Source organism: Pseudoalteromonas sp. Bsw20308 (genome assembly GCF_000310105.2).
In the GTDB taxonomy this organism is placed as follows: domain Bacteria; phylum Pseudomonadota; class Gammaproteobacteria; order Enterobacterales; family Alteromonadaceae; genus Pseudoalteromonas; species Pseudoalteromonas fuliginea.
Genome location: NZ_CP013138.1, coordinates 432,862 through 453,017, shown reverse-complemented (window position 1 = coordinate 453,017; position 20,156 = coordinate 432,862). Strand labels below are relative to the sequence as shown.

Below are 20,156 nucleotides of genomic sequence, written 5' to 3'. Positions count from 1 at the left end.
ATTCAATCAACCACAACCTCTATTACATCATCACTATAAAGCATCGACTCTAAAACAAAGTTATAAAGTTTCTCAATTGGGAGCTGTGGATTGATTTCTTTTAAGGTTGTATCAACTAATGACCAGTTTTTATTTTCGATAGCTTTGGCAAGGATTAAGCAATCGCCTAGCACCCCAGAGCCATGTAATAAGGCATCAGTGATATCTTTGTTTAGTGTAAACTCTTTAACAATACTATTTAATTCAATATCCAAAATGGCATCAAGCATTGAGAACAACCCAACTAAATAGCCTTGCTGAGCCAAATCACGACTTTCTTCAGTTAAAATTAACTCTATTAACCTTGCTCGCACAAGTGCAAATTTAGTGAGCTCCGTCGGTTTATCTATACCTAAGTCACTGAGAGCTAGTACGCGGACAAACTGGCGAATAACGTCTTCGCCTAGATACACTACAGCTTGCGAAATAGACGTAATTACTAAATTACTATTTCCTGAGCGTGCATTAGCTAATTTCAAAATACGCGTGGTAATACCAACATCTCTCGCTACACGCTGATGTATCTCCTCAAAACATAAAGACTCTTTTGACGTTGATTTAAGTAAATCAAACACAGTAACTTTTGAAGGATCGATACCACTGTAAGTTAGCATTTCTGGACGAGCAAAAAAGAATCCCTGAAATAAGTCACATCCAGCAGTTTTTAGTACTTTAAACTGCTCGTGTGTCTCTATACGCTCAACAATAATTTTACAGTGAGGGTATTTACGCTTAAGCTTTTTTACGTGCATATTAGTTTTTATTATGGGCTCATCGGCCTCTATTTTTATATAACTAACAAGTGCTAATAATGGCTCCCACTTTGCATCGCCATCATAATCATCAAGTGCAAAAGTGTACCCCTCTTTTTTTAATGACGTAACACGTTTAGCTACTTCATCTATATTCACTGTGCGTTCTACAATTTCAATAACCGTCATTTCAGGATTTAATAATTTAGGGAAGTCATCGAGTAATGCATCCGTTGATAAATTAATAAATGCCAGTTGATGCGCAGTAAGCTTTTCAGCACCTACCAACATAAGCGTATTAAAAAATAAACGGCTCGTTGCATGTTCATCACTTGTACCTACTGGAAAGGCGTTATTTGATGAATTCCTATACAGCAACTCATACGCAAAAACCTCTTTTTCAGCATTAAATATGGGTTGTCTTGCTACATACTGCGTAAGAGTAGGAGTTAAAGTTGGTGTATTAGACACTTTCAATAGGTTTAGCCTGTAAGTTCATGTGTGCAATTAGCACTTATATAGTTACTTTAATACATGTGACAAATTAAAAGTATAGTAAAAATATCTTAATCATTGCAAACAACTAAAAGTAAATCATATAAAAGGATGCTCTACTAAATATAAAATAGCGATCTATTGCCATCGTTTTTATTATCAAACCTCCCGCAGACACATTACACATATTGCATAAACGCCTTACAAAAAGAATAAACAACTGGGCTTGTTGACTTTTGTGGATTAAAATTTGTTCAATCGAGGGGCTATTTATGGGAATAACCACACACCATAGGCTCTGCCTCGCCTAAATACCAAACTGACTGCTGCAAATTTAACCTCGAAAGATAAGCAGGCCTAGGGTTAAGAAATTAAAAACCCCCGCATGAATAATATACCCTTACAAAACCAAGGGGCTTATAGCGTTCAGCAGCCCTGCTAGGGTATAATAACGCCAAATGTAAACTTCACTTAAATAAGAACCTTCATGAGTATTGAAAAAGCCTTAATTGAACGCAGTAGTAATCAATGTGAATTATGTGCAGCAACCGAAAACCTTTCTGTATACGAAGTACCTCCTGTGACAGAAACTCATTCAGATAAATGTATTTACACATGTCAAACCTGTAAAGATCAAATCGAAAACAGTAGCGAATTAACACCAACACATTGGCACTGTTTAAATGACAGCATGTGGAGCCAAACACCCGCAGTACAAGTTGTAGCTTACAGAATGCTTTCGCGCTTAGCGCCTGATAATGGCTGGGCACAAGACGCACTCGACATGATTTACCTTGAAGAAGATACACTTGCTTGGGCTAAAAAAGCACTTGCGGAAGATGACGATGTTAAACATGTTGATAGCAACGGTGTGGTACTTCAAGCTGGCGATACCGTTACACTTATTAAAGATTTAGACGTTAAAGGCAGTAGCCTTACCGCTAAACGCGGTACCGCAGTACGCAATATTGGCTTAACGAGTAATCCTGAACATATTGAAGGGCGAGTTGATGGTCAACGTATTGTTATTTTAACTAAATACGTTAAAAAATAAGGCATAAAAATAAGCGCTGTATTGCACAGCGCTTTTTATTTAACATTTCAGCTATTCATTTACTAATTGTTCGCTACGATAAAAGCCACTCGGCTTGCTTAATAAAGTCATGAGCTCTGGTAGCACTGCATCCATAGTTTGCTTTAGTTTCCATGGCGGATTAATGACTATCATGCCAGATGCGGTCATGCCGTGTACATCGGTGTCATCTTCAGTGCCCAATTCAAATAATTGAATATTACGCATACCTGAATCTATTAAACCTTGCTCCATATTATCAATACGTTCCCTATCCACTACAGGATACCAAATCATATAAGTACCTGTCGAAAAACGCTGGTACGCTTTGATTAAAGTAGTAACAACCGTTTCATAATCATCCTTAATTTCATATGGTGGGTCGATCAATACACATGCTCTGCGTGAAGCAGGTGGCAAAAGGCCTACCAATCCAGTAAATCCATTCTCACCACGTACACGAATAGATCGTTTACCTTGCATATTCTCTTCAAGTAATAACAAATCGCGCGGATGCAGCTCAAAAAACCAGCCCTTATCGTGACGACGTAAAAAGTGCTCAGCAATCTTTGGAGAGCCAGGATAAAATGCAAGTTCATCTGTTTCATTAAACGATTTAATTAACGCTATATATTCATTAAGTGCAGCGTGTTCACTTTTATGCTGCCACAACTTTTCTATACCATCTTGATATTCTTGTGTTTTTTGCGAATCAGCTGCGGCTAATTCAAAAAAACCTGCGCCTGAGTGTGTGTCTATGTAATCAAGTGGTTTATCTTTAATTGTTTGATAACCTAGTACTTGCGCTAACACTAAATGTTTGAGTACATCGGCAGGGTTACCAGCATGAAATGAGTGTCTATAACTAAGCATTATTTATTTTCGCCATACGCTATTTAATAAAAAACAGTGAACCATAAGCACTATACTTTGGCAACTGAGAGTGAACCATAAGCACTATACTTTGGCAACTGAGAGTGAACCATTTATGAATGAAAAAGCCTTCACGCTGAATTATCCCTTAACGCAGAAGAAAAATCAGCTAAAACCACCGTAAATGCTGGCAAATCAATACACTTTGCTTTACATTTGCATGACATTAATTACAGTTATATGAGCGCCTTTATGAATAACAATACTCTTCAACAACTCGAACAACTGATCGATTCACTAATTGATCGTAATAATCAATTGCTAACTGATGTTTCAAACTTAAAAGAACAAAATAGCAAACTAGCAGATGAAAACGAACTATTACAGCTAGAAGCTATTGAAAACGAAGAAAAACAAAAAGATGCCAGCACAACTTTATCTGGTCTTCTTGATAAATTACAAAGTGCACAACAGGCTAGCTAATGTCTGAGCTGCAAAACCAGCGGGTCACTGTTGAATTGCTAGGTCAAGAGCAGCAATTTGCTTGTCCTGAAGGACAAGAAGAGGCACTAATAGCAGCAGCTAAAAACCTTAATGATTTGGTGGAGCAAATGAAACAACGCTCTTCAGTTCGAAATGATCAAAAAGCCTTACTTATGGCAGCGTTAAACTTAAGCCACGAATTGCTAGAAGCAAAAACACAGGCTACAGTTGAGCAGCAGCAACAAGACCAACTCGTTGACAAACTAAGTCAGCATTTGGCAAGTGACCCCACACATCAAAAATAAAAAGCGCAAACTGCGCTTTTTGTTTATTATTAGCATAATTAAATAATAGCGTAGAGACACAGGATGAAGTTAAACCTATCTTATATAATCGCTTCATGTAAATACTTACTACTAGCATGTTCTTTATTACTCGTAGCGCCAACAACTTATGGCGCAGTCAATTGGGTAACTATTAATGCTAATATCCAATTTTTAGAACAAGAAAAAAAGCTGCGTTTTTACGACTCTAACCAAGTACTTATCGAAGGTGACAAGTGTGCACTACTTGTTGATGCAAGCGGTAATTTTGCTGCTGTGGAACAGCTAGCTAATGACCTAAAAAAACACCTAAAAACACCATTATGCTACTTAGTTGCTTCGCATTACCACGATGATCATTTACTCGGTATGGCGGCTATGCAACACTTCTACCCTGATGCAAAACTAATTGTGCATCAGCAAGTAAATAGCGATTTTAATCGCTATCAAAAAGCATTTAATGACCAACTCGATAGTTACGAAAAAAGTATAGAGCTGAGTTACCAACGCTTAGCCGGTATTTCAAAAGCAGAACAAGCACAATGGCGTGAAAAGTTGGAGCTTGCAAAAAAACGCCTTTTTCGCTGGCAAGAATATCAACTAAAGTCGCCAGAAATTATTATTGATGAAAATAAAACACTTGATTTAGGGGGTTTTAAAGTAACCTTAAACGCCCATAAAGCCCACACAAGTGGTGACTTAACACTCACAACTAATAGCGGTCGTGTTTTAATTGGTGGCGACATTGTTGACTGGCTCCCTTATCCTGGGCACGGCGAATTTAAAAGCTGGCAAACGCTGCTTAAACAATACATTGACGATGAAAATCTTGCGCTGATTATACCAGGGCATGGTGGTATACTTGATAGAGCTCAACTCAAACAGCCGTTAGCATTTCTAACCGCTATTACTGAGCATGTGAACAAAAACAACGATCAAACGATAGAACAACTTGTGTTATCGTTTCCTGAAAAAGTAATGAAACCTTACACAGAAGAATCTTTAAATGCAAAATCGAGCAATTTGTTTTTGCAATCAGGATTAGCTCGCGCGAAAAACGCAAAATAACCCAACACAATGGACTGTGTTAAAATAGTAAAAGGAATTTACAAAAGTGAATATTATGCGCAGCTTGTCTCTCTGTTTTTTAGTTTTATTTCTATTCGGTTGTGAAACAACTGAATCAGAAATTCAAGAAACGCCAAAAATATTTACTCACTTTGAGCCAAAACACACTTTTTTAGACAAATCGGATCAACGCATAATTGAAGATGCTCAAGTAAAGCCTCAGAACACAGTATTACTACATAAAAAAGTAAACATTAAAAAGCCATCTCCCAAAGCAACTGACTTATGGGTTCACATTGCCGAGAACCTGCATTTTAAAATTGATCAAAACCGAGCTTTAAAGCAACGTATAAATTGGTATTTAAAGCAACCCAATTACTTACGTGCTGTAAACAAACGCGCAGCGCCGTACCTGTATCACATCGTAAAAAAAATTGAGCAAAAGCAACTACCTATGGAGCTCGCTTTACTACCATTTGTAGAAAGCGATTTTAGACCAACGATAGCCTCATCACAGCAAGCTGTTGGTGTTTGGCAGTTAGTTGGCGCAACGGCGCATCACTTTGGTGTTAAGTCAGACCAATGGTACGACGGCCGCCAAGACGTACTTGCTTCAACCGATGCTGCACTTGATTACTTAAGTTACTTACATAAACGCTTTGATGGTAATTGGCTACACGCTTTGGCCGCTTATAACAGTGGTGAGGGCCGTGTTAAACGCGCAATCGAAAAAAACAAAAAGCGCGGTAAAAGCACCGATTACTGGTCGCTAAGCCTACCAAAAGAAACCGCTGACTACGTCCCCAAGTTACTCGCTTTAAGCTATTTAGTTAAACACCCACAAAAAGGCATTAAGCGCCCAAAGCTTGCATATAAGCCATTTACAACACAGATGAATATAGGCCAGCAGTTTGACTTTTCAGTTATTGCTAAGCTCTCTGGTATAGGCTCCAAGCAGTTACATGCAATCAATCAGGGGTACTTAAAAAATCAAAGCTCACCTAACGGGCCGCACACTTTACTGCTTCCTATAGGGCAAGAGGCATTATTAAAAAGTCAGTTTTTTAAATCAAACTTTGCTGGAGAGTACATCGTTAAACAAAACGACACGCTTTATGGTATCGCTAAGCGTTTTAGTATGTCGGTAAAAGCTCTAAAACAACTTAATAATAAAAATAATAATTTAATCGGCGTTGGAGAAAAGTTATTAGTTGGACAACCTAAAACTCTGCCAAGCACATTAACTGTTGATTACAAAATTAGCCCTTATTTAGAGCACCAAGAGATTGCGATTCCCACCATTGAAATAGATTACGAAGTTAAGTCAGGCGATAGCCTTTGGAGTATAAGTCAGCTTTATGATGTCCCTCATAGCGACTTGGCAAAATGGAATAAGCTCTCTGCATCAAGCATTTTAAAGCCAGGCACTCAATTAGTGCTGTTTATACCCCAGGCTGAAAAGCAAAAAGCAGCACCAATAAAAAAAGATTTACTGCTAGATTTACAAAAAACACTAAATCAGCCACGTTAAGTTTATAAACAAGTATATTTCGCGTAAAATCAGCCTCAACATAGTCAAATTTAAAGAGATAAGCATGCAAATCAGTAAAAATTCAGCTGTTGAATTTCACTACACACTCAGTGAAGGCACTGAACAAGTAGAAAGCAGCACAAACGAAGCACCACTCACTTACATTCATGGTAGCGAAGGCATGCTTCCTGGTTTAGAAAAAGCACTTGAAGGCAAACAAGCTGGTGAGAAGTTTAGTGTAACGCTAGAGCCAAGTGAATCGTACGGCGAGCGTGTTGATGACTTAATTCAACGCATCCCGCTTAAGCACTTACAAGGCGACGTTAAAGTATGGAAACCAGGTATGACAGCAATGGTAAGTTCTAACCAAGGTCGTCATCAAGTGACTATTGTTAAAGTAGGTCGCTTTAACGCAGATTGTGATTTAAACCACCCATTTGCGGGTAAAACGCTAACATTTGATGTGGAAATCATCTCTGTACGTGAAGCAACAAGTGAAGAAGTTTCTCACGGACATGTGCACGCTGAAGGCGGCTGTGGCCACTCTCACTAATCACCTTTACTAATTAGGATCAAATATGGCTAAAGTTGCTATTGTTACTGGCGGAACAAAAGGCATTGGTTTAGCAGTAATTAAACGCTTGCTAAACAGTGGTTACCAAGTTCATAACCTCGATATAGAGCCTAGTGAATACGGTATATTCCATCAGTGCGATGTCAGTGATGTAACAGCCGTACGTAGCTGTATTAATATTATATACGAGCAATCGCAACGAATAGACGTACTTGTTTCTAATGCAGGAAAGCATTTAAGCGCAAATATACAAAGCACCGACGAGCAAACTCTCGATGCACTGTTTGCGCTTAATGTTAAAGGCGCTTATGCGGCAGTACAAAGTGTATTGCCTAGCATGAAAGCGCAAAATAACGGCGTTATTATATTAGTCGCTTCCGATCAGGCGCTTATAGGTAAGCAAAACTCTTTTGCGTATAACCTGACCAAACACGCCCTTGCCTCTATGGCAAAAACAACAGCGCTTGATTACGCGAGTTTCAATATTAGAGCAAATGCCGTATGCCCTGGCACGATAGAGACCCCGCTATTTCATAACGCAATAGATGCGTACTGTAAAAAAAGTGGTGCAAACAAGGCCGAGATAGTTGCCGAAGAAGCAAGCCTTCAACCGCTTAACCGATTGGGGCAAGCCGACGAAGTTGCCGCTCTTGTGAGCTTTTTAGCAAGCGACGATGCCAGCTTTATTACTGGCAGCCTACAAAGTATTGACGGTGGCTATACTGCCCAATGAGTAAAAAAATAATTGACCCGCATGTCCATTTCTTTAATTTAATTGAGGGTCAGTATTTATGGTTGCAGGGCGCCAATCCGCCAACATGGACAAATTTAGATAAAATAAAACAGCAAATTAGCGCAGAACAACTTATTGAAAGCACTGATTTCGAACTTTCTGGCTTAGTGCATATAGAAGCTGGATTTGATAACAGCGCACCTATTAATGAGTTAAAATGGCTTGATAAACACTTAAGTAATATTGCCTATAAAGCGATTAGCTTTATACAAATTGATCAAGACAGTGAGTCATTTGAACGTACGCTAAAAAACCTTATACACCCAACGTTAGCCGGGATCCGAGATATTACCGAAGGCAATGATGCAGCACGCTTATTAAACAGTTTTTGCTTAGATAATCTTAAAATATTAAGCCACTTGAATCTGCATTTTGAAGCGCAGCTTGAGCTTGAAAATATACCAATAGTAAAAAAATTAGCGTATTACGCGAAGCAACTCCCACATCTACAGATTGTAATTAATCATGCTGGATTACCAAGCAATATAATACTTTGGCAACAAGGTATTGAACTATTAGCCAAAAATTGTAACGTTGCAATTAAGTTTTCAGGGTTTGAGCTTCTGTCGCTAAATAACCAACAGCAAATTACGTGTTTTGATATTATTTTTCAGCATTTTGGTGAGCAACGGATTATGTTTGCCAGTAATTTCCCCGTTTGCCAAATTAACTCCAGCTATAACAATTTATGGCATGCTCATTTGGGGTTGTGTAACAGCGATCACATCTGGCACCATTTAAGCTACAAAAATGCCAAACATCTCTATCTAGTATAAATAAAAACCGCTATATTTACGTAATAGTATAAAAAGCGAGCCTTCACATGTTCATTCCTACGAAGTTAAATATTGCAAAAACCATTCTGCCTTTAACACTTATTAGCATCTTAAGCGCATGTGGCGGTGGCGGAAGTTTAAATGACAGTAATAGTGTCACTCCTATTGGCTCAAATACAACAACTTGGACCGCCAATGAATTTGCTCGCGCTAGTCAATTTAAAGGCCAGTGCCAAGCAAGTGATGAGAAGAACTGGCTACGTTCATGGAGTAACGAAACATACCTTTGGTATGATGAAATTATCGACACTGACCCAGCTCTTACGAGTGGAGTCCTTGATTACTTTGAACAACTAAAAACCAATGAACTCACCGAATCGGGTGCAAAAAAGGATAACTTTCATTTTAATTTACCTACCGATGAGTGGGAACGCCAAAATCAAGCAGGCGTAAGTTATGGCTACGGTTTCAATATAAAAATTCTAGCGTCTAGCGCACCTCGCCAAGCCATAATAAGTTATACGCAGCCCAATACTCCGGCAAGTAACCAAAACCTAACACGTGGATTTGAGTTAGTTGAAGTAGATGGTATTGATTTTGTAAATACCAACTCATCAAATGATGTTAGTGTTATTAATGCAGGTTTATTCCCTACGCAAACAGGTAAAGTAACTGAGTTTGTATTTAAAGATATCAACACCAACGAAAACCGTACTGTTACCCTCACGTCGCAAAATATAACCTCGCAACCGGTAAGTAATGTACGGACTGACTTAGCAAATGGAGAGGTTGGATATTTTCAATTTAATAGCCATAATGCAATTGCTGAAGAGCAACTATACAACGCATTTAACCAACTTGCTGCAAGCGACATTAAAGACTTAGTCATCGATATACGCTATAACGGTGGTGGGCTTTTACAAATGGCAAGCCAAATTGCTTATATGATTGCAGGTAATAGTAATACACAAGGTAAGGTTTTTGAACGTACTATTTTTAACGATAAAAACCCAAATACCAACCCAATAACAGGGCAAGCACTTACCCCAATGTCTTTTACCAATCAATTTGTGGGATTTGAGAGCAACCCAAGTATTACACCGGGTACACCTTTGCCAACACTTAACTTAAATCGTGTATTTGTGCTTACAACCAGCAGCACTTGCTCTGCCAGTGAAGCCATTATTAATGGTCTACGCGGCGCAGATGTAGAGGTGATTCAAGTGGGTTCAGGTACTTGTGGAAAACCATATGGCTTTTACCCAACAGATAATTGCGATACAACTTATTTCACCATTCAATTTACCGGCGAGAACAATAAAGGCTTTGGTGAATTTTCAGATGGTTTTGCACCACAAAATACATTAGATAACGCACTCCAGCCTGTATTAATAGCAGGCTGTGCCGTTGCAGATGATTTTACTACTTCCTTAGGTGATGCTAATGAAGCACTACTCAAAACGGCACTTAGCTATCGCACAACAGAAAGCTGTCCTGCGCCAAGCTCTACCAGTAGCAAGCAGGGTTTTGCTCCATCAATTGTAGATGATTCACCAAAGGTAGAAGATACCCGAGTGCAAACCATGCTTAATCAAAATATTATTCTCAGCGATAACATAAGGTAGGCTATGCAAATGCGTTTACTAATAATCACAGCTATCATAATGTGTACGCTTACTGGGTGCTCAGCACAAAGCTCTGAGTCGACACCTAAGCTGCAACATGCATTATTGGTAGAGCCAAATAGTGAGGCTGTAGCCGAGGTTATAGCTCTACTACTTCATAGTCAGCAGATACAATTAGCTGATGACGTATTTTTAACAAGTAGTACGGTAACGCTCGATAGACTTAATCAAAAAGACACTTTGGGTAACCCGATTATAGGCAAGCAACTCAACATGCCCGATCAATTTGAGTTAATGATTAAAAACGAGCAATGTTTTGTACGTCACCTTGATAGTAAGGCAACCAAAGTCATAAATGATGTTAATTGCCGAGTAAATAACTAGTTTGCTCAATGGCAATTTATGTATAAAAAACGCTATGCTCACTGGAGTATATGTTTTACCTAAGCGCAGGTTATTTAACCTGTAAAACAACTATAATGACATTTATTAACCCTAAAACAGGATATTAAAATGAATAATCTTAGCTTTCGAGTTATTCCTACAGAAAATGGACAATGGAACATTTTTAGCCCTACGGGCGGAGAGAGTGAAAATATTTGTATTGATTATAAAGCATTAAAGGCAGGCCAAGCCGTCAATTTATATTATGAATTGGTTGATTGTCTAGGATGGGAATTCGCTGAAAATGGCACCTATTTCTCTGATGCTAAAGATAATTTTAATTATCAATTAACAAGTATAGTGGCCAATAGCGGTCAATCACTTATAGTGTCTATCTCAAGTATCATTCCTGCCCACGCATTACCTGCTCAGCTAGCAACAGAACTTGCTAACAATCCAGACGAAGCTGTTTCAGGTATGCTAAGTGAGAGCGCAGACTATGAAGTAAACTTCCGTCTTGTCGCTAAAAACACAGCTAATCAAGAACCAACAATGCGTTATTTTTCTCAAGATCCGCGAGTGATTCTTCAAGACATGGAACCACACTAGGAATTTTATGTACAGAGAGAATCATAATTCTCTTTGCCTAAGAGTTTTTGAAACTTACTCTCTGTACATAACGGTTTAAACCAACCAAGTCGATAAAAAGTGGGGCTCCATCCCTTTTTAATACTTTGCTCTACAGATGCAACCGCTGAGTACTTCTCTCCTAAAATGGCCTGAATCATAGCTTTCACAAAGTATACTTCGCTTAATTCAGAACTTTGAGCTAAAGCACGATCGATACTGATCATCGCTTCTTGCCCTTTATTCAAATGAACCTGGGCTTGCGCTTTTTCTAATAATAACTCAACAACTTGTGTATCGTCTGCTATCTGTCGATCTATCTTTTTATAAATATCAAAAGCCAGTTCCTTTTTATCTAACATATATAAAATATCAGCTAGATTGAGCTGTTGCGTACTATTTATAGAGGAGAGTTCTGCTGCCTTTTGGGCATGGTGTAATGCATCTTTTAACTCCCCTTTTAAAGACAACACAATAGAGTAATTTGAATATGTTGATGAAATAGCAGTCCCTGCTGAAATTAATCGCTGGTAGTTAATTTCAGCTTCCGCTAGGTCACCTGATAACAATGAAATATCTGCGAGCGTCTGTAGCGTAATAAAATCATTAGGTGTGTAGGTAAGTATTTTTGATAAATACTCTGCTGCTTTTTGATTATTGCCTTGCATAAGGTGGGCAATAGCTAGATTCCGTGTTGCAACAAGTGTTGGCCTTATTTTATAAGCGAGCTTTGCATGCGTTAAGGAACGCGCTAAATCACCATTTCTTTTATAGTAAATTGCTAGTAATGTTTGTTTTTGAAACTCTTCAAGATCTGACTCCTGAATTTTTTGTATCACAATTTCCGCATTATACTTATCTTTAACATGCTGATGAACTTCTAACATATCAATTAAGTAAGCAGCACTATTACGATAAGTACGAGGTAAAGTATTTAAGGTTTGTTTTAATTTTTTTATAATTTCGGGATCATGTGTTTTATCATACTGACGAAGTACGATTTTACGATACAGTGGATATAAAGGTGTAAACTCGGGGCTGTGTAAAATCAAATTCTCAGCATCTGCCATTAAAGATTCCGCATCACGCGAATTATTTGACACTACGCGTACTAAATTCACATATTGATCTAAAAACTCACTCTCTTTTTTTAGTGTTTGCCTACTCGCAACATTACCTGTGTATAATTTTTCAACAAAACTACTCGCTAAATTATAAATTCCCATGTAATTTTCAGTATCACTTGCACTTCTTTCTTCACGAATTAGCGTCGCATTTCCCCCATTCAGTAGGCTTAAGTTGATATCACAAGAAAGTGGAGTGCAATCTAAGTGCGTAACAAGTAATTGATCCGAATTAAGTGCTTGGCCTAAAGTGGCTAAATTTGTGTCTTTGCCTAATAATTTTTGAGTTTGTCGTATTTCAGTTTTTGAGATTAATGCATAATCAGAGTGATTTAATAAGTAATGCGCTATAGCATCATTAATTGCCAAGTTAAGCACTTGCTTTTGAGCATCTAAGAGTTTGGTTGTTTTACTAAATTCGACAGGTAACACTGCAACGTAAGTTTTGGGTTTATTTGCTTGCCAATACCAAATGCTCACACTGAGTAAACTGATGGTAATACATGACAATAATGCAAAAATGCCCCACTTATTCCTTTGTTTGTGTTTGCTAGCTAAATGAATGTCTGCCATAGAAATAGTTTCACTATTACCATTTAGCGACAATAAAATACGTTTTAATTCATCAGTAACTTCTACGCAAGATGACGGTCGGTGTTTTACATTATAAGAAAGAAGACGGTTTATAAGTAGCCCCAATGGTTCTGGGATACCCGTAATAGCGCATGCATTAGCACTGCATTTATTATTTTTTATTTGCTCTGCTATAGACTTATTAGTAAGGTCAGAAGACTGTGCACTATATGGATGTTGATTAGCGAATAATTGATAAGCAATTAATCCAAATGAAAACAAATCACTTCTAAAGTCTAACGGTTGATCATTTAGCTGCTCTGGAGACATTGCTGTTAAACTGCCAAAGCTCATGTTTTCTTCCGATTGCAAAGTATCTTTTATCTGTGAAATACCAAAATCAGCGATTTTAGCTGAACCACTTTCATTGACCAAAACGTTGCTTGGCTTCAAATCAAGGTGCAAAATATTTTGCTGGTGAATGGTTAACAACCCTTCACTTATATCAATTAATAATGCTAGCTTTTCTTGTGCAGTTAATACTTGTTTTTTTAACAAACGTTCAAGTGTTGTACCTTTAACATATTCCATTTCAAGAACCAATTGCTCACCATACTGGATGGTCTTATAAATCTGGACTATGTTTGGATGATTAAAACAAGCTAATAATTTAGCCTCTAATAGTATTTGATCTGTAACTGAAGATGATAAATCGATTACTTTGAGCGCAACTTGGCGATCTAACTTTAAATCAGTAGCAAGGTAGACTTTGCTCATACCTCCTTGTGCTAAAACGTTTAGCTTATGGTAATGCTCTTCTAATTTAAACACACTGCAACTCAATAATATTTACATTTTAATGGTTAGTGTAACTTCAAAGATTAAATAATTACAATCTATTGATATTATTTAAGTATAATAAATTATATCAATAAGAAAAAACGGATGAACCATGGCTGTTTTAAAACATATAGAATCCCAGAGTAAATTCTATTTACGTGCTTTCCACCGCTTTGGTAGATTAGTACACTCTGTAGATACTTTGCTTGATTTTCCTGAAATTACACGTATTCATGCCGTAATTGAATGGCTAAATGAGCAATGGTGTATAAATGATTTAAGCAAAAATGGCGTTTGGTTAAACGATAAAAAAATCAGTAAAAATCAAAATATACCTTTAAAAAAAGGCGATAATATCCGTTTTTCTGAAGTAAATAATGCTGTGTATCAAGTTATTTGCGTCGACCCACCAAGAGACTTATTGTTACCAGAAAATGCCTCGCATGAAGACGTCATTTTTCTAGAGCAATACCATTTTTTACCTGACAATAAGCAACCTGAAGTGATTGTCTTTTTCGACTCACAGCAGCACTGTTGGTATTATGAAACTATGCAAGATCACCTTCTGACCCTAATGAGTGATGGTCAAAATTTATATATCGGCGGACAAAGTTGGTGCTTATTTCAGGCTGAATCCACCATGCAAGAAAAAACAGTTGAACTCAAAAGACAGCCTAATAATAATTTAGAGTTCATTTTTAGCCTAAGCCTCGATGAAGAGTTAGCCGAACTAAAAATCAAAAAAAATAAAGTTACATTAGACTTTGATGTGCGTTCTCATCATTATTTAACCTTGCTATTAGCACGATATAAATTAAATGACATGCAAAATAATTTTGAGGCTGATGTACAGGGTTGGGTGCAAGTAAAAAAACTAGCAAAAGATTTAGGTATTAGTGAAAGTCACGTTAATATTCAAATCCATCGCGCACGAAAGCAATTTGTTGAAATACTTAATAATGAAATAATACCCAGTGCATTGATAGAACGTAAACGCGGAAAAGTCCGCTTTGGCGGAAAAACGTTTACTATTTATAAAGGAAAAAAAATAGAGTCTTCAAATTTAGAAGACAATGTAGAGTGAGCAGCAGATCATACAATAAAAAGCACTAGTGACATTTTTAGTAATAAATTAGACCGGCTGAAATAGTCGGTCTAACTTATTTTTAATAGTTTATTTTTTAAAGTGTAATATTATCAATCTCAACGCATTGGCTACTTAATTTCAACTCGCTGAGAGCGCATAACAATCTCGTCATTTAGCTCAATACCCAACCCTGGCTCTTCTGATACTTCAAAGAAGCCGTTTTTAGGCTGTGGATCTTGCAAACATAACTCGCGGTTCCATTTTTTAATCGCATAAGTATGGTGCTCATGAATTAAAAAGTTAGGGATAGCCGTTTCTAAATGCAGTGATGCTGCGGTTGCAACAGGGCCGCCACATACGTGAGCTTGAATTCGCACATCAAAAATATCAGCGTAGTCACATACTTTCTTAGTTTCGGTAAAACCACCGCACAAACCAATATCTGGCTGTAGAACATCAATACTTTGATCTTCTAAATATGGGCGCACTCCCCAGCGGTTATACAGACGTTCGCCACCAGCAATAGGCACATTAACTTTATCTGCTACTTTTGCGTGTAATGAGTGGTTTAGGTAGTTAACTGGCTCTTCAAAGTACATACAGTCAAATTCTTCTGCAATTTCACCCAACTGAATGGCTGTTGTCACGCCTGGTAAACTGTGGCATTCAAAAATAATATCCACTTCATCGCCTACTGCTTCGCGAATAGCTTGCATGCGCGCACGGTATAACTTCATTTCAGTACGTGAGATTATTTTTGTACGATCGTAATAAGTATTGCCGTCTTTATCGTACTGAATTGGATCTACTTTAACTGCATCATAGCCTTCGGCCATCGCTTTTAAAGCAGCTTCTGCATATTCTTGCGGCTGTACTAGCGCTTTAAATTCGCTATCCCAGTCAAACTGTAATTGCGATGCGTATGTACGTAGTTTGTCGTTAACTTTACCGCCTAATAATTGATATACAGGTAAACCAAGCGCTTTACCTTTAATATCCCAAAGCGCGGTATCAATTGCGCTCATTGCGGCATATACAACAGGTCCGCCGCCTAAACCCCAAAAGCTTTCACGTAACATACGTGACCATAGTTTTTCTGTTTGAAATGGGTCGTGGCCGATTAAAAAGGCGTCGGCCATTTCTTTAATCATAGCCGCGGCTGCACTGTGACCTAAATCGTAAGCAAGGCCTGCCTCGCCAACACCACTAATACCTTCGTCAGTATGAATACGTACAAATACAGGTGTCCAAGAAGGCCTATCAGGACAGTGAATATCAAATACTTCAACGCGATTTACTTTCATTAAAATTCCTTATTAACCGCTATGGGTTATTTTGCAAAACTAGAGTCAAGTCGATACGCTTTACGTAACATCGCAGGCCACGCAAGTTGCCCGCCAGTGCTGCCGCTGTGTACTACGTTTGCTTGATTATAAATATTGTCGATTATAGGCTGCGGCACTTCAATAACCTCTTGCGAGCTTGATTGTAGCGCTAATTGAATTTCGCATGCGCGCTGTAAATCATAAAAGCGCATAAACGCATCGCCTACCGTTGGGCCTACCGTTAAGCCACCGTGGTTTACCAATAACATATGGTTAGTGCTGCCCAAATCATCTTGCAGTACTTTTCGTTCATCGTCGTTTACTGCAAGCCCTTCGTAGCCATGATAAGAAAGCGATGGCAGTGAAAACATTGAATATTGGCTAAGCGGTAACAAACCATTTTTTTGTGTAGCGACTGCGATTGTTTCTTTAGTATGAAGGTGAATAACACAATGAGCGTCTTCGCGTACCTCGTGAATCGCACTGTGAATAGTAAAACCAGCTGGATTAATACTAAATGGCGTATCGTCAATAATGTTGCCGTCTAAGTCGACCTTCACTAAATTAGAGGCAGTTACTTCATCAAAGGTTAAACCAAAGGCATTCACTAAGTAGTGGTCGGTGCCAGGCAAACGTGCTGATAAATGCGTATAGATTAAATCCCCCCAACGAAAGTGCTCTACCAGTCTATAACATGCGGCTAAATCAACACGAAGTTGCCACTCTTGTGCTGATACTTTATTTTTTAAATCGAGTTGGGGTAAATCAAACATAATAAGCCTTTTAAAACGTACATTATCAATCTGTACGAACAGATGTTTAGAAGTCTAAAGCAGTCTCTATTTTATAGCAAACACCAAACAAAACAGCCACACTATTGTGTGGCTGTTTATAAAGCTAAAATACCAATTGCATTCAAATGGTATAACTGCGTAAATTATTTTACGTTAGCGAGGTAATCTGCAATTGCGTCAAACTCTTCATCTGTTACCGTTGCAACCATTGCTTTCATGGCCATGGTCATACCGTTGTTACGTGCACCTGATTTAATGTCTTTCATTTGCGCTACTAAGTAGTCTTTATTTTGACCATTTAGCTTAGGGTACATACCCATAATTGGTGCTTTACCTTCAGCACCATGACAGGTTTGACAATTTTTAGCGGTATAAAGTGCAGCGCCATCAGCAGCAGCTGCATTAAACGAAAAGCTTGCAGCTAAAGTAATACCCGCACCTAATAGTAGTGTTTTCATCTTGCTCATTGTATTTACTCTTCTTTTTTGACGGTTAGAAAAAACTGTTCTATTGATTGTAGTAAACAATCAAATAAAAAGCATACGTACGAAACGACGCTAGACGATCAACTTAACCAAAAACTGCTAACCCGTTTCTACTCATTTATCTTAACAAACAAAAATGAGCTTCCCCTTAATAACTTATTACCAAACTATATCATCTGGTACTTCAAAGTCTGCATATGGGTCGTCTTCATCTTTTGGCTTGTTTTCAGGCTCTACATGAAAAACAATATACTTTTCGTCAACTTCAGCCACTTTACGCGCTGGTTCATCGTCTAAAACGTAAAATTGCCCTTCTAGTACACAGATAGCTAAACGACCACCCGATAACGCTTTTTGCGTTTTCTCGTTCACATCGATATTTTTTACTTTGTTTTGATAAGTAAAATTAAATGTGCGCTCACCACGAATAGCGTCTTGGTTGTGGTGCTCTAAAATTTGTTTAACACGCGCTTCTTGTTCGCGCTGCTTTAAGCTCACTTGGCGTGTTTGGTTAAGCTCTTCAGCTTTTTTTTGCTGCTCTAGCTTGGTTTGTTGGATGTGCTTTTGCAGATCACTTGGGTTACTAGTAGCCCCTTTCTTTTGCTTTTTTTGTTGCTTACGTTTTTCTGATTTAGCAACTTTAGCATTATGCGATGTTGTTAATCCTGCTTGAAGCAATTGGTCTTGTAATGAACCCATGGCTTTGTTCCACTAAAAACTAATATTAAGGTTATTTTAATCACCAACGAGTCTAAATAACAGCGCTATCGACATTAATCTAACAAACTAGTTAAAACAAACCATGATATAGCGCAAAGAGCGTGCTTTTAATTATGAATTAAAAGCAATTTTTAATACAATGCCGCCTAACCAATCAGCAAATGTACAAGGCATATAATGCGTTTACCTCATCTACTCGTTTGCTCGGTATTTATATTTTTTGTACTTTATGCGCCACAGCCCTTACTCAGTCTTTTTGCGAATGAGTTTAATGTAGCCCCTGCGGTAGCTGGCAGCTTAATGACCGCAACTATGCTACCCTTGGCCATTGCACCACTTGTTTATGGTGTACTTTTAGCAAAACGCAACCCATTACTCGTATTGCGTATTGCAATGGTATTTTTAGGACTTAGTAGCCTGCTTTTCATTTATGTACCGAGCTTTGAACTTTTACTCTTGGTTAGATTTCTACAAGGTTTAACGCTTCCAGCAGCTTTAACAGCAATGACTAGTTATATAGGCATGAGCTACAGCGCAGATGCCCTTCAAAAAAATATGACTCTGTATATTGGTAGCAGTATAGTTGGAGGTTACTTTGGCCGCGTACTCGCCGCTTTGTTTAGCGATTTGTGGCATTGGCAAAGTTTTTATTATGTTATTGCTTTTATGCTTATTTTTTTGGCTTTAACAATTAAGCATTCTCGCTTTTCAAACCCAGCTACACCGTCGCAGCTCTCCCCTCTAGATTACCTTAAACAACTTAAAGAAGGTGCTGTACTTAAAGTGTATGGCGCCGTTTTTTGTATGTTTTTTTGCTTCGCTGCGCTACTTAATTACTTACCGTTTATATTACAAAACACGTTTTTAATTACCAATACTCGTGACATAGGTTTAGTTTACAGTGGTTATTTAATTGGTGCTCTCGCCTCTATTACTGCACCTTGGTTGCTTAAAAAAACACCTTCAGCTTGGCATCTTTTAGTCGCTGTATTTAGTTTTTATAGTGTGAGTATTATTTTATTAATGAGCCACCAACTTAGCTTATTTTTAATCGCATTTACTTTATTTTGTGGGGCAATGTTTGTAATTCATTCAACTGCAGCGCCGCTCGTTAACAAAATAAGTAAAGCCCCACCAAGCGTAACCAATGGCGGGTATGTATCATTTTATTATAGTGGTGGTGCATTAGGGTCGTTATTACCCGGTGTGGTATACCAACATTATGGGCAAACAGCGTTTATGTTTACGCTGCTTGCGGTTTGCTTATGCGGTTTATCGTTAATTGTGTGGGCTTATTTTGAGGGTAAAAATACAACTCGCGGTTGATGCTTTGTGTAATTAAAAAAAGTTTCTAAGTCAGCCTTGCTAAGCAACCATGTTTGGGTATTTTCAAATGGATGACAATGGAACAAATCGCCACCCCAAATATCTTGGTCAACCCATAAGCTCACTTCGTTTTGCTTATCATTTAAAAGAGCCAACATAGATACACACCCAGGAGCCACTTTTAAATATTTAGCTAGCCGCTCACTTGATGCAAACCCTAAGCGTGAAAGACCTTGCTGCTTTGACAATACCTTTAAGTCGAGTTGTTTATCGTGCGCTGTAATAACTAAAAAATGTCGCCTACCCTCATTGTCACGTAAAAATAAATTTTTAAGACGTGTACCTGGGCGCTCAATCATAAACTCATCAGCCGCTAAGCTAGTATGCAGCGGCGGATGCTCTATTACATCGTAATTAATATCTAGGTGCGCTAAAAGCTCTGCTAACTTAGTTTTATCAGCAAACAT

At 38.1% G+C, this 20,156-nt stretch carries 21 protein-coding genes; 13 read left to right on the top strand and 8 right to left on the bottom strand.

The window, feature by feature from the left end; all coding sequences use genetic code 11:
• Positions 1 to 2: 2 nt before the first annotated feature.
• Positions 3 to 1,268 (bottom strand): EAL and HDOD domain-containing protein, encoded by a 1,266-nt coding sequence (locus tag D172_RS01900; RefSeq protein ID WP_007375971.1) that lies wholly within the window; start codon positions 1,266 to 1,268, stop codon positions 3 to 5.
• A 505-nt stretch (positions 1,269 to 1,773) separates the two neighbouring features.
• Between D172_RS01900 and D172_RS01895 the strand changes: the two genes are divergently transcribed.
• Entirely contained in the window at positions 1,774 to 2,340 is a 567-nt protein-coding gene (locus D172_RS01895; protein WP_007375970.1) for a PhnA domain-containing protein, read from the top strand.
• A gap of 51 nt (positions 2,341 to 2,391) precedes the next feature.
• Here D172_RS01895 and D172_RS01890 read toward each other — a convergent pair whose 3' ends face one another.
• Positions 2,392 to 3,231: a 23S rRNA (adenine(2030)-N(6))-methyltransferase RlmJ gene (locus D172_RS01890; protein ID WP_007375969.1), complete on the bottom strand. Its 840-nt coding sequence runs from the start codon at positions 3,229 to 3,231 to the stop codon at positions 2,392 to 2,394.
• 252 nt (positions 3,232 to 3,483) lie between these two features.
• On the opposite strand from D172_RS01890, the gene zapB reads away from it, so the two are divergent.
• From zapB to D172_RS01840, 10 genes are all read left to right on the top strand, one after another.
• Positions 3,484 to 3,714 carry a cell division protein ZapB gene (gene zapB, locus D172_RS01885; RefSeq protein WP_007375968.1) on the top strand — a complete coding sequence of 77 codons (231 nt, stop codon included), beginning with the start codon at positions 3,484 to 3,486 and terminating at the stop codon, positions 3,712 to 3,714.
• Entirely contained in the window at positions 3,714 to 4,019 is a 306-nt protein-coding gene (locus D172_RS01880; protein WP_007375967.1) for a cell division protein ZapA, read from the top strand. Before zapB ends, D172_RS01880 begins: the two co-directional genes overlap by 1 nt.
• A 63-nt stretch (positions 4,020 to 4,082) precedes the next feature.
• Entirely contained in the window at positions 4,083 to 5,105 is a 1,023-nt protein-coding gene (locus D172_RS01875) for an MBL fold metallo-hydrolase (RefSeq protein ID WP_007375966.1), read from the top strand.
• A 55-nt stretch (positions 5,106 to 5,160) separates the two neighbouring features.
• Positions 5,161 to 6,636 carry a LysM peptidoglycan-binding domain-containing protein gene (locus D172_RS01870; RefSeq protein WP_033023267.1) on the top strand — a complete coding sequence of 492 codons (1,476 nt, stop codon included), beginning with the start codon at positions 5,161 to 5,163 and terminating at the stop codon, positions 6,634 to 6,636.
• A gap of 64 nt (positions 6,637 to 6,700) precedes the next feature.
• Complete coding sequence (locus tag D172_RS01865; RefSeq protein WP_007375964.1) at positions 6,701 to 7,189, top strand: FKBP-type peptidyl-prolyl cis-trans isomerase; 489 nt, start codon at positions 6,701 to 6,703, stop codon at positions 7,187 to 7,189.
• Between the two features lie 25 nt (positions 7,190 to 7,214).
• Positions 7,215 to 7,943, top strand: a complete 729-nt coding sequence (locus tag D172_RS01860; RefSeq protein ID WP_007375963.1) for an SDR family NAD(P)-dependent oxidoreductase — start codon at positions 7,215 to 7,217, stop codon at positions 7,941 to 7,943.
• Positions 7,940 to 8,779: an amidohydrolase family protein gene (locus tag D172_RS01855; protein WP_007375962.1), complete on the top strand. Its 840-nt coding sequence runs from the start codon at positions 7,940 to 7,942 to the stop codon at positions 8,777 to 8,779. The genes D172_RS01860 and D172_RS01855 overlap by 4 nt, the downstream gene beginning before the upstream one ends.
• 47 nt (positions 8,780 to 8,826) lie before the next feature.
• Positions 8,827 to 10,404: a S41 family peptidase gene (locus D172_RS01850; RefSeq protein WP_007375961.1), complete on the top strand. Its 1,578-nt coding sequence runs from the start codon at positions 8,827 to 8,829 to the stop codon at positions 10,402 to 10,404.
• Between the two features lie 3 nt (positions 10,405 to 10,407).
• A complete protein-coding gene (locus D172_RS01845) occupies positions 10,408 to 10,788 on the top strand; it encodes a hypothetical protein (RefSeq protein ID WP_007375960.1) in 381 nt (126 codons plus the stop codon).
• Between the two features lie 129 nt (positions 10,789 to 10,917).
• Positions 10,918 to 11,397 carry a hypothetical protein gene (locus D172_RS01840; protein WP_007375959.1) on the top strand — a complete coding sequence of 160 codons (480 nt, stop codon included), beginning with the start codon at positions 10,918 to 10,920 and terminating at the stop codon, positions 11,395 to 11,397.
• Positions 11,398 to 11,402: 5 nt separating this feature from the next.
• Here the strand turns inward: D172_RS01840 and D172_RS01835 are convergent, their stop codons facing one another.
• The gene (locus D172_RS01835) at positions 11,403 to 13,943 is read right to left on the bottom strand and encodes a serine/threonine-protein kinase (RefSeq protein ID WP_007375958.1); all 2,541 of its coding nucleotides are present in this window, start codon (positions 13,941 to 13,943) and stop codon (positions 11,403 to 11,405) included.
• 121 nt (positions 13,944 to 14,064) lie between these two features.
• Here D172_RS01835 and D172_RS01830 point away from each other — a divergent pair, with 121 nt between their 5' ends.
• A complete protein-coding gene (locus D172_RS01830) occupies positions 14,065 to 15,036 on the top strand; it encodes an FHA domain-containing protein (protein ID WP_007375957.1) in 972 nt (323 codons plus the stop codon).
• Positions 15,037 to 15,167: 131 nt separating this feature from the next.
• Here D172_RS01830 and D172_RS01825 read toward each other — a convergent pair whose 3' ends face one another.
• From D172_RS01825 to D172_RS01810, 4 genes are all read right to left on the bottom strand, one after another.
• Positions 15,168 to 16,343: a mandelate racemase/muconate lactonizing enzyme family protein gene (locus tag D172_RS01825; protein WP_007375956.1), complete on the bottom strand. Its 1,176-nt coding sequence runs from the start codon at positions 16,341 to 16,343 to the stop codon at positions 15,168 to 15,170.
• A 26-nt stretch (positions 16,344 to 16,369) separates the two neighbouring features.
• On the bottom strand, positions 16,370 to 17,137 hold the full coding sequence (locus tag D172_RS01820; RefSeq protein WP_007375955.1) for a class II aldolase/adducin family protein: 768 nt from the start codon (positions 17,135 to 17,137) through the stop codon (positions 16,370 to 16,372).
• A gap of 164 nt (positions 17,138 to 17,301) precedes the next feature.
• The gene (locus tag D172_RS01815) at positions 17,302 to 17,625 is read right to left on the bottom strand and encodes a c-type cytochrome (protein WP_033016362.1); all 324 of its coding nucleotides are present in this window, start codon (positions 17,623 to 17,625) and stop codon (positions 17,302 to 17,304) included.
• Between the two features lie 177 nt (positions 17,626 to 17,802).
• A complete protein-coding gene (locus tag D172_RS01810) occupies positions 17,803 to 18,342 on the bottom strand; it encodes a DUF2058 domain-containing protein (RefSeq protein WP_002957867.1) in 540 nt (179 codons plus the stop codon).
• A 198-nt stretch (positions 18,343 to 18,540) separates the two neighbouring features.
• On the opposite strand from D172_RS01810, the gene D172_RS01805 reads away from it, so the two are divergent.
• On the top strand, positions 18,541 to 19,689 hold the full coding sequence (locus D172_RS01805; protein ID WP_007375953.1) for an MFS transporter: 1,149 nt from the start codon (positions 18,541 to 18,543) through the stop codon (positions 19,687 to 19,689).
• Here D172_RS01805 and D172_RS01800 read toward each other — a convergent pair.
• The gene (locus D172_RS01800) at positions 19,656 to 20,156 is read right to left on the bottom strand and encodes a prolyl-tRNA synthetase associated domain-containing protein (RefSeq protein WP_007375952.1); all 501 of its coding nucleotides are present in this window, start codon (positions 20,154 to 20,156) and stop codon (positions 19,656 to 19,658) included. The genes D172_RS01805 and D172_RS01800 overlap by 34 nt on opposite strands.

Coding starts and splice junctions, on each gene's coding strand:
- D172_RS01865 (WP_007375964.1), top strand. CDS start 6,701: ATGCAAATCAGTAAAAATTCAGCTGTTGAATTTCACTACACACTCAGT.
- D172_RS01895 (WP_007375970.1), top strand. CDS start 1,774: ATGAGTATTGAAAAAGCCTTAATTGAACGCAGTAGTAATCAATGTGAA.
- D172_RS01840 (WP_007375959.1), top strand. CDS start 10,918: ATGAATAATCTTAGCTTTCGAGTTATTCCTACAGAAAATGGACAATGG.
- D172_RS01820 (WP_007375955.1), bottom strand. CDS start 17,137: ATGTTTGATTTACCCCAACTCGATTTAAAAAATAAAGTATCAGCACAA.
- D172_RS01815 (WP_033016362.1), bottom strand. CDS start 17,625: ATGAGCAAGATGAAAACACTACTATTAGGTGCGGGTATTACTTTAGCT.
- D172_RS01850 (WP_007375961.1), top strand. CDS start 8,827: ATGTTCATTCCTACGAAGTTAAATATTGCAAAAACCATTCTGCCTTTA.
- D172_RS01825 (WP_007375956.1), bottom strand. CDS start 16,343: ATGAAAGTAAATCGCGTTGAAGTATTTGATATTCACTGTCCTGATAGG.
- D172_RS01890 (WP_007375969.1), bottom strand. CDS start 3,231: ATGCTTAGTTATAGACACTCATTTCATGCTGGTAACCCTGCCGATGTA.
- D172_RS01880 (WP_007375967.1), top strand. CDS start 3,714: ATGTCTGAGCTGCAAAACCAGCGGGTCACTGTTGAATTGCTAGGTCAA.
- D172_RS01870 (WP_033023267.1), top strand. CDS start 5,161: ATGCGCAGCTTGTCTCTCTGTTTTTTAGTTTTATTTCTATTCGGTTGT.
- D172_RS01855 (WP_007375962.1), top strand. CDS start 7,940: ATGAGTAAAAAAATAATTGACCCGCATGTCCATTTCTTTAATTTAATT.
- D172_RS01830 (WP_007375957.1), top strand. CDS start 14,065: ATGGCTGTTTTAAAACATATAGAATCCCAGAGTAAATTCTATTTACGT.
- D172_RS01810 (WP_002957867.1), bottom strand. CDS start 18,342: ATGGGTTCATTACAAGACCAATTGCTTCAAGCAGGATTAACAACATCG.
- D172_RS01860 (WP_007375963.1), top strand. CDS start 7,215: ATGGCTAAAGTTGCTATTGTTACTGGCGGAACAAAAGGCATTGGTTTA.
- D172_RS01805 (WP_007375953.1), top strand. CDS start 18,541: ATGCGTTTACCTCATCTACTCGTTTGCTCGGTATTTATATTTTTTGTA.
- D172_RS01800 (WP_007375952.1), bottom strand. CDS start 20,156: ATGTTTGCTGATAAAACTAAGTTAGCAGAGCTTTTAGCGCACCTAGAT.
- D172_RS01875 (WP_007375966.1), top strand. CDS start 4,083: ATGAAGTTAAACCTATCTTATATAATCGCTTCATGTAAATACTTACTA.
- zapB (WP_007375968.1), top strand. CDS start 3,484: ATGAATAACAATACTCTTCAACAACTCGAACAACTGATCGATTCACTA.
- D172_RS01845 (WP_007375960.1), top strand. CDS start 10,408: ATGCAAATGCGTTTACTAATAATCACAGCTATCATAATGTGTACGCTT.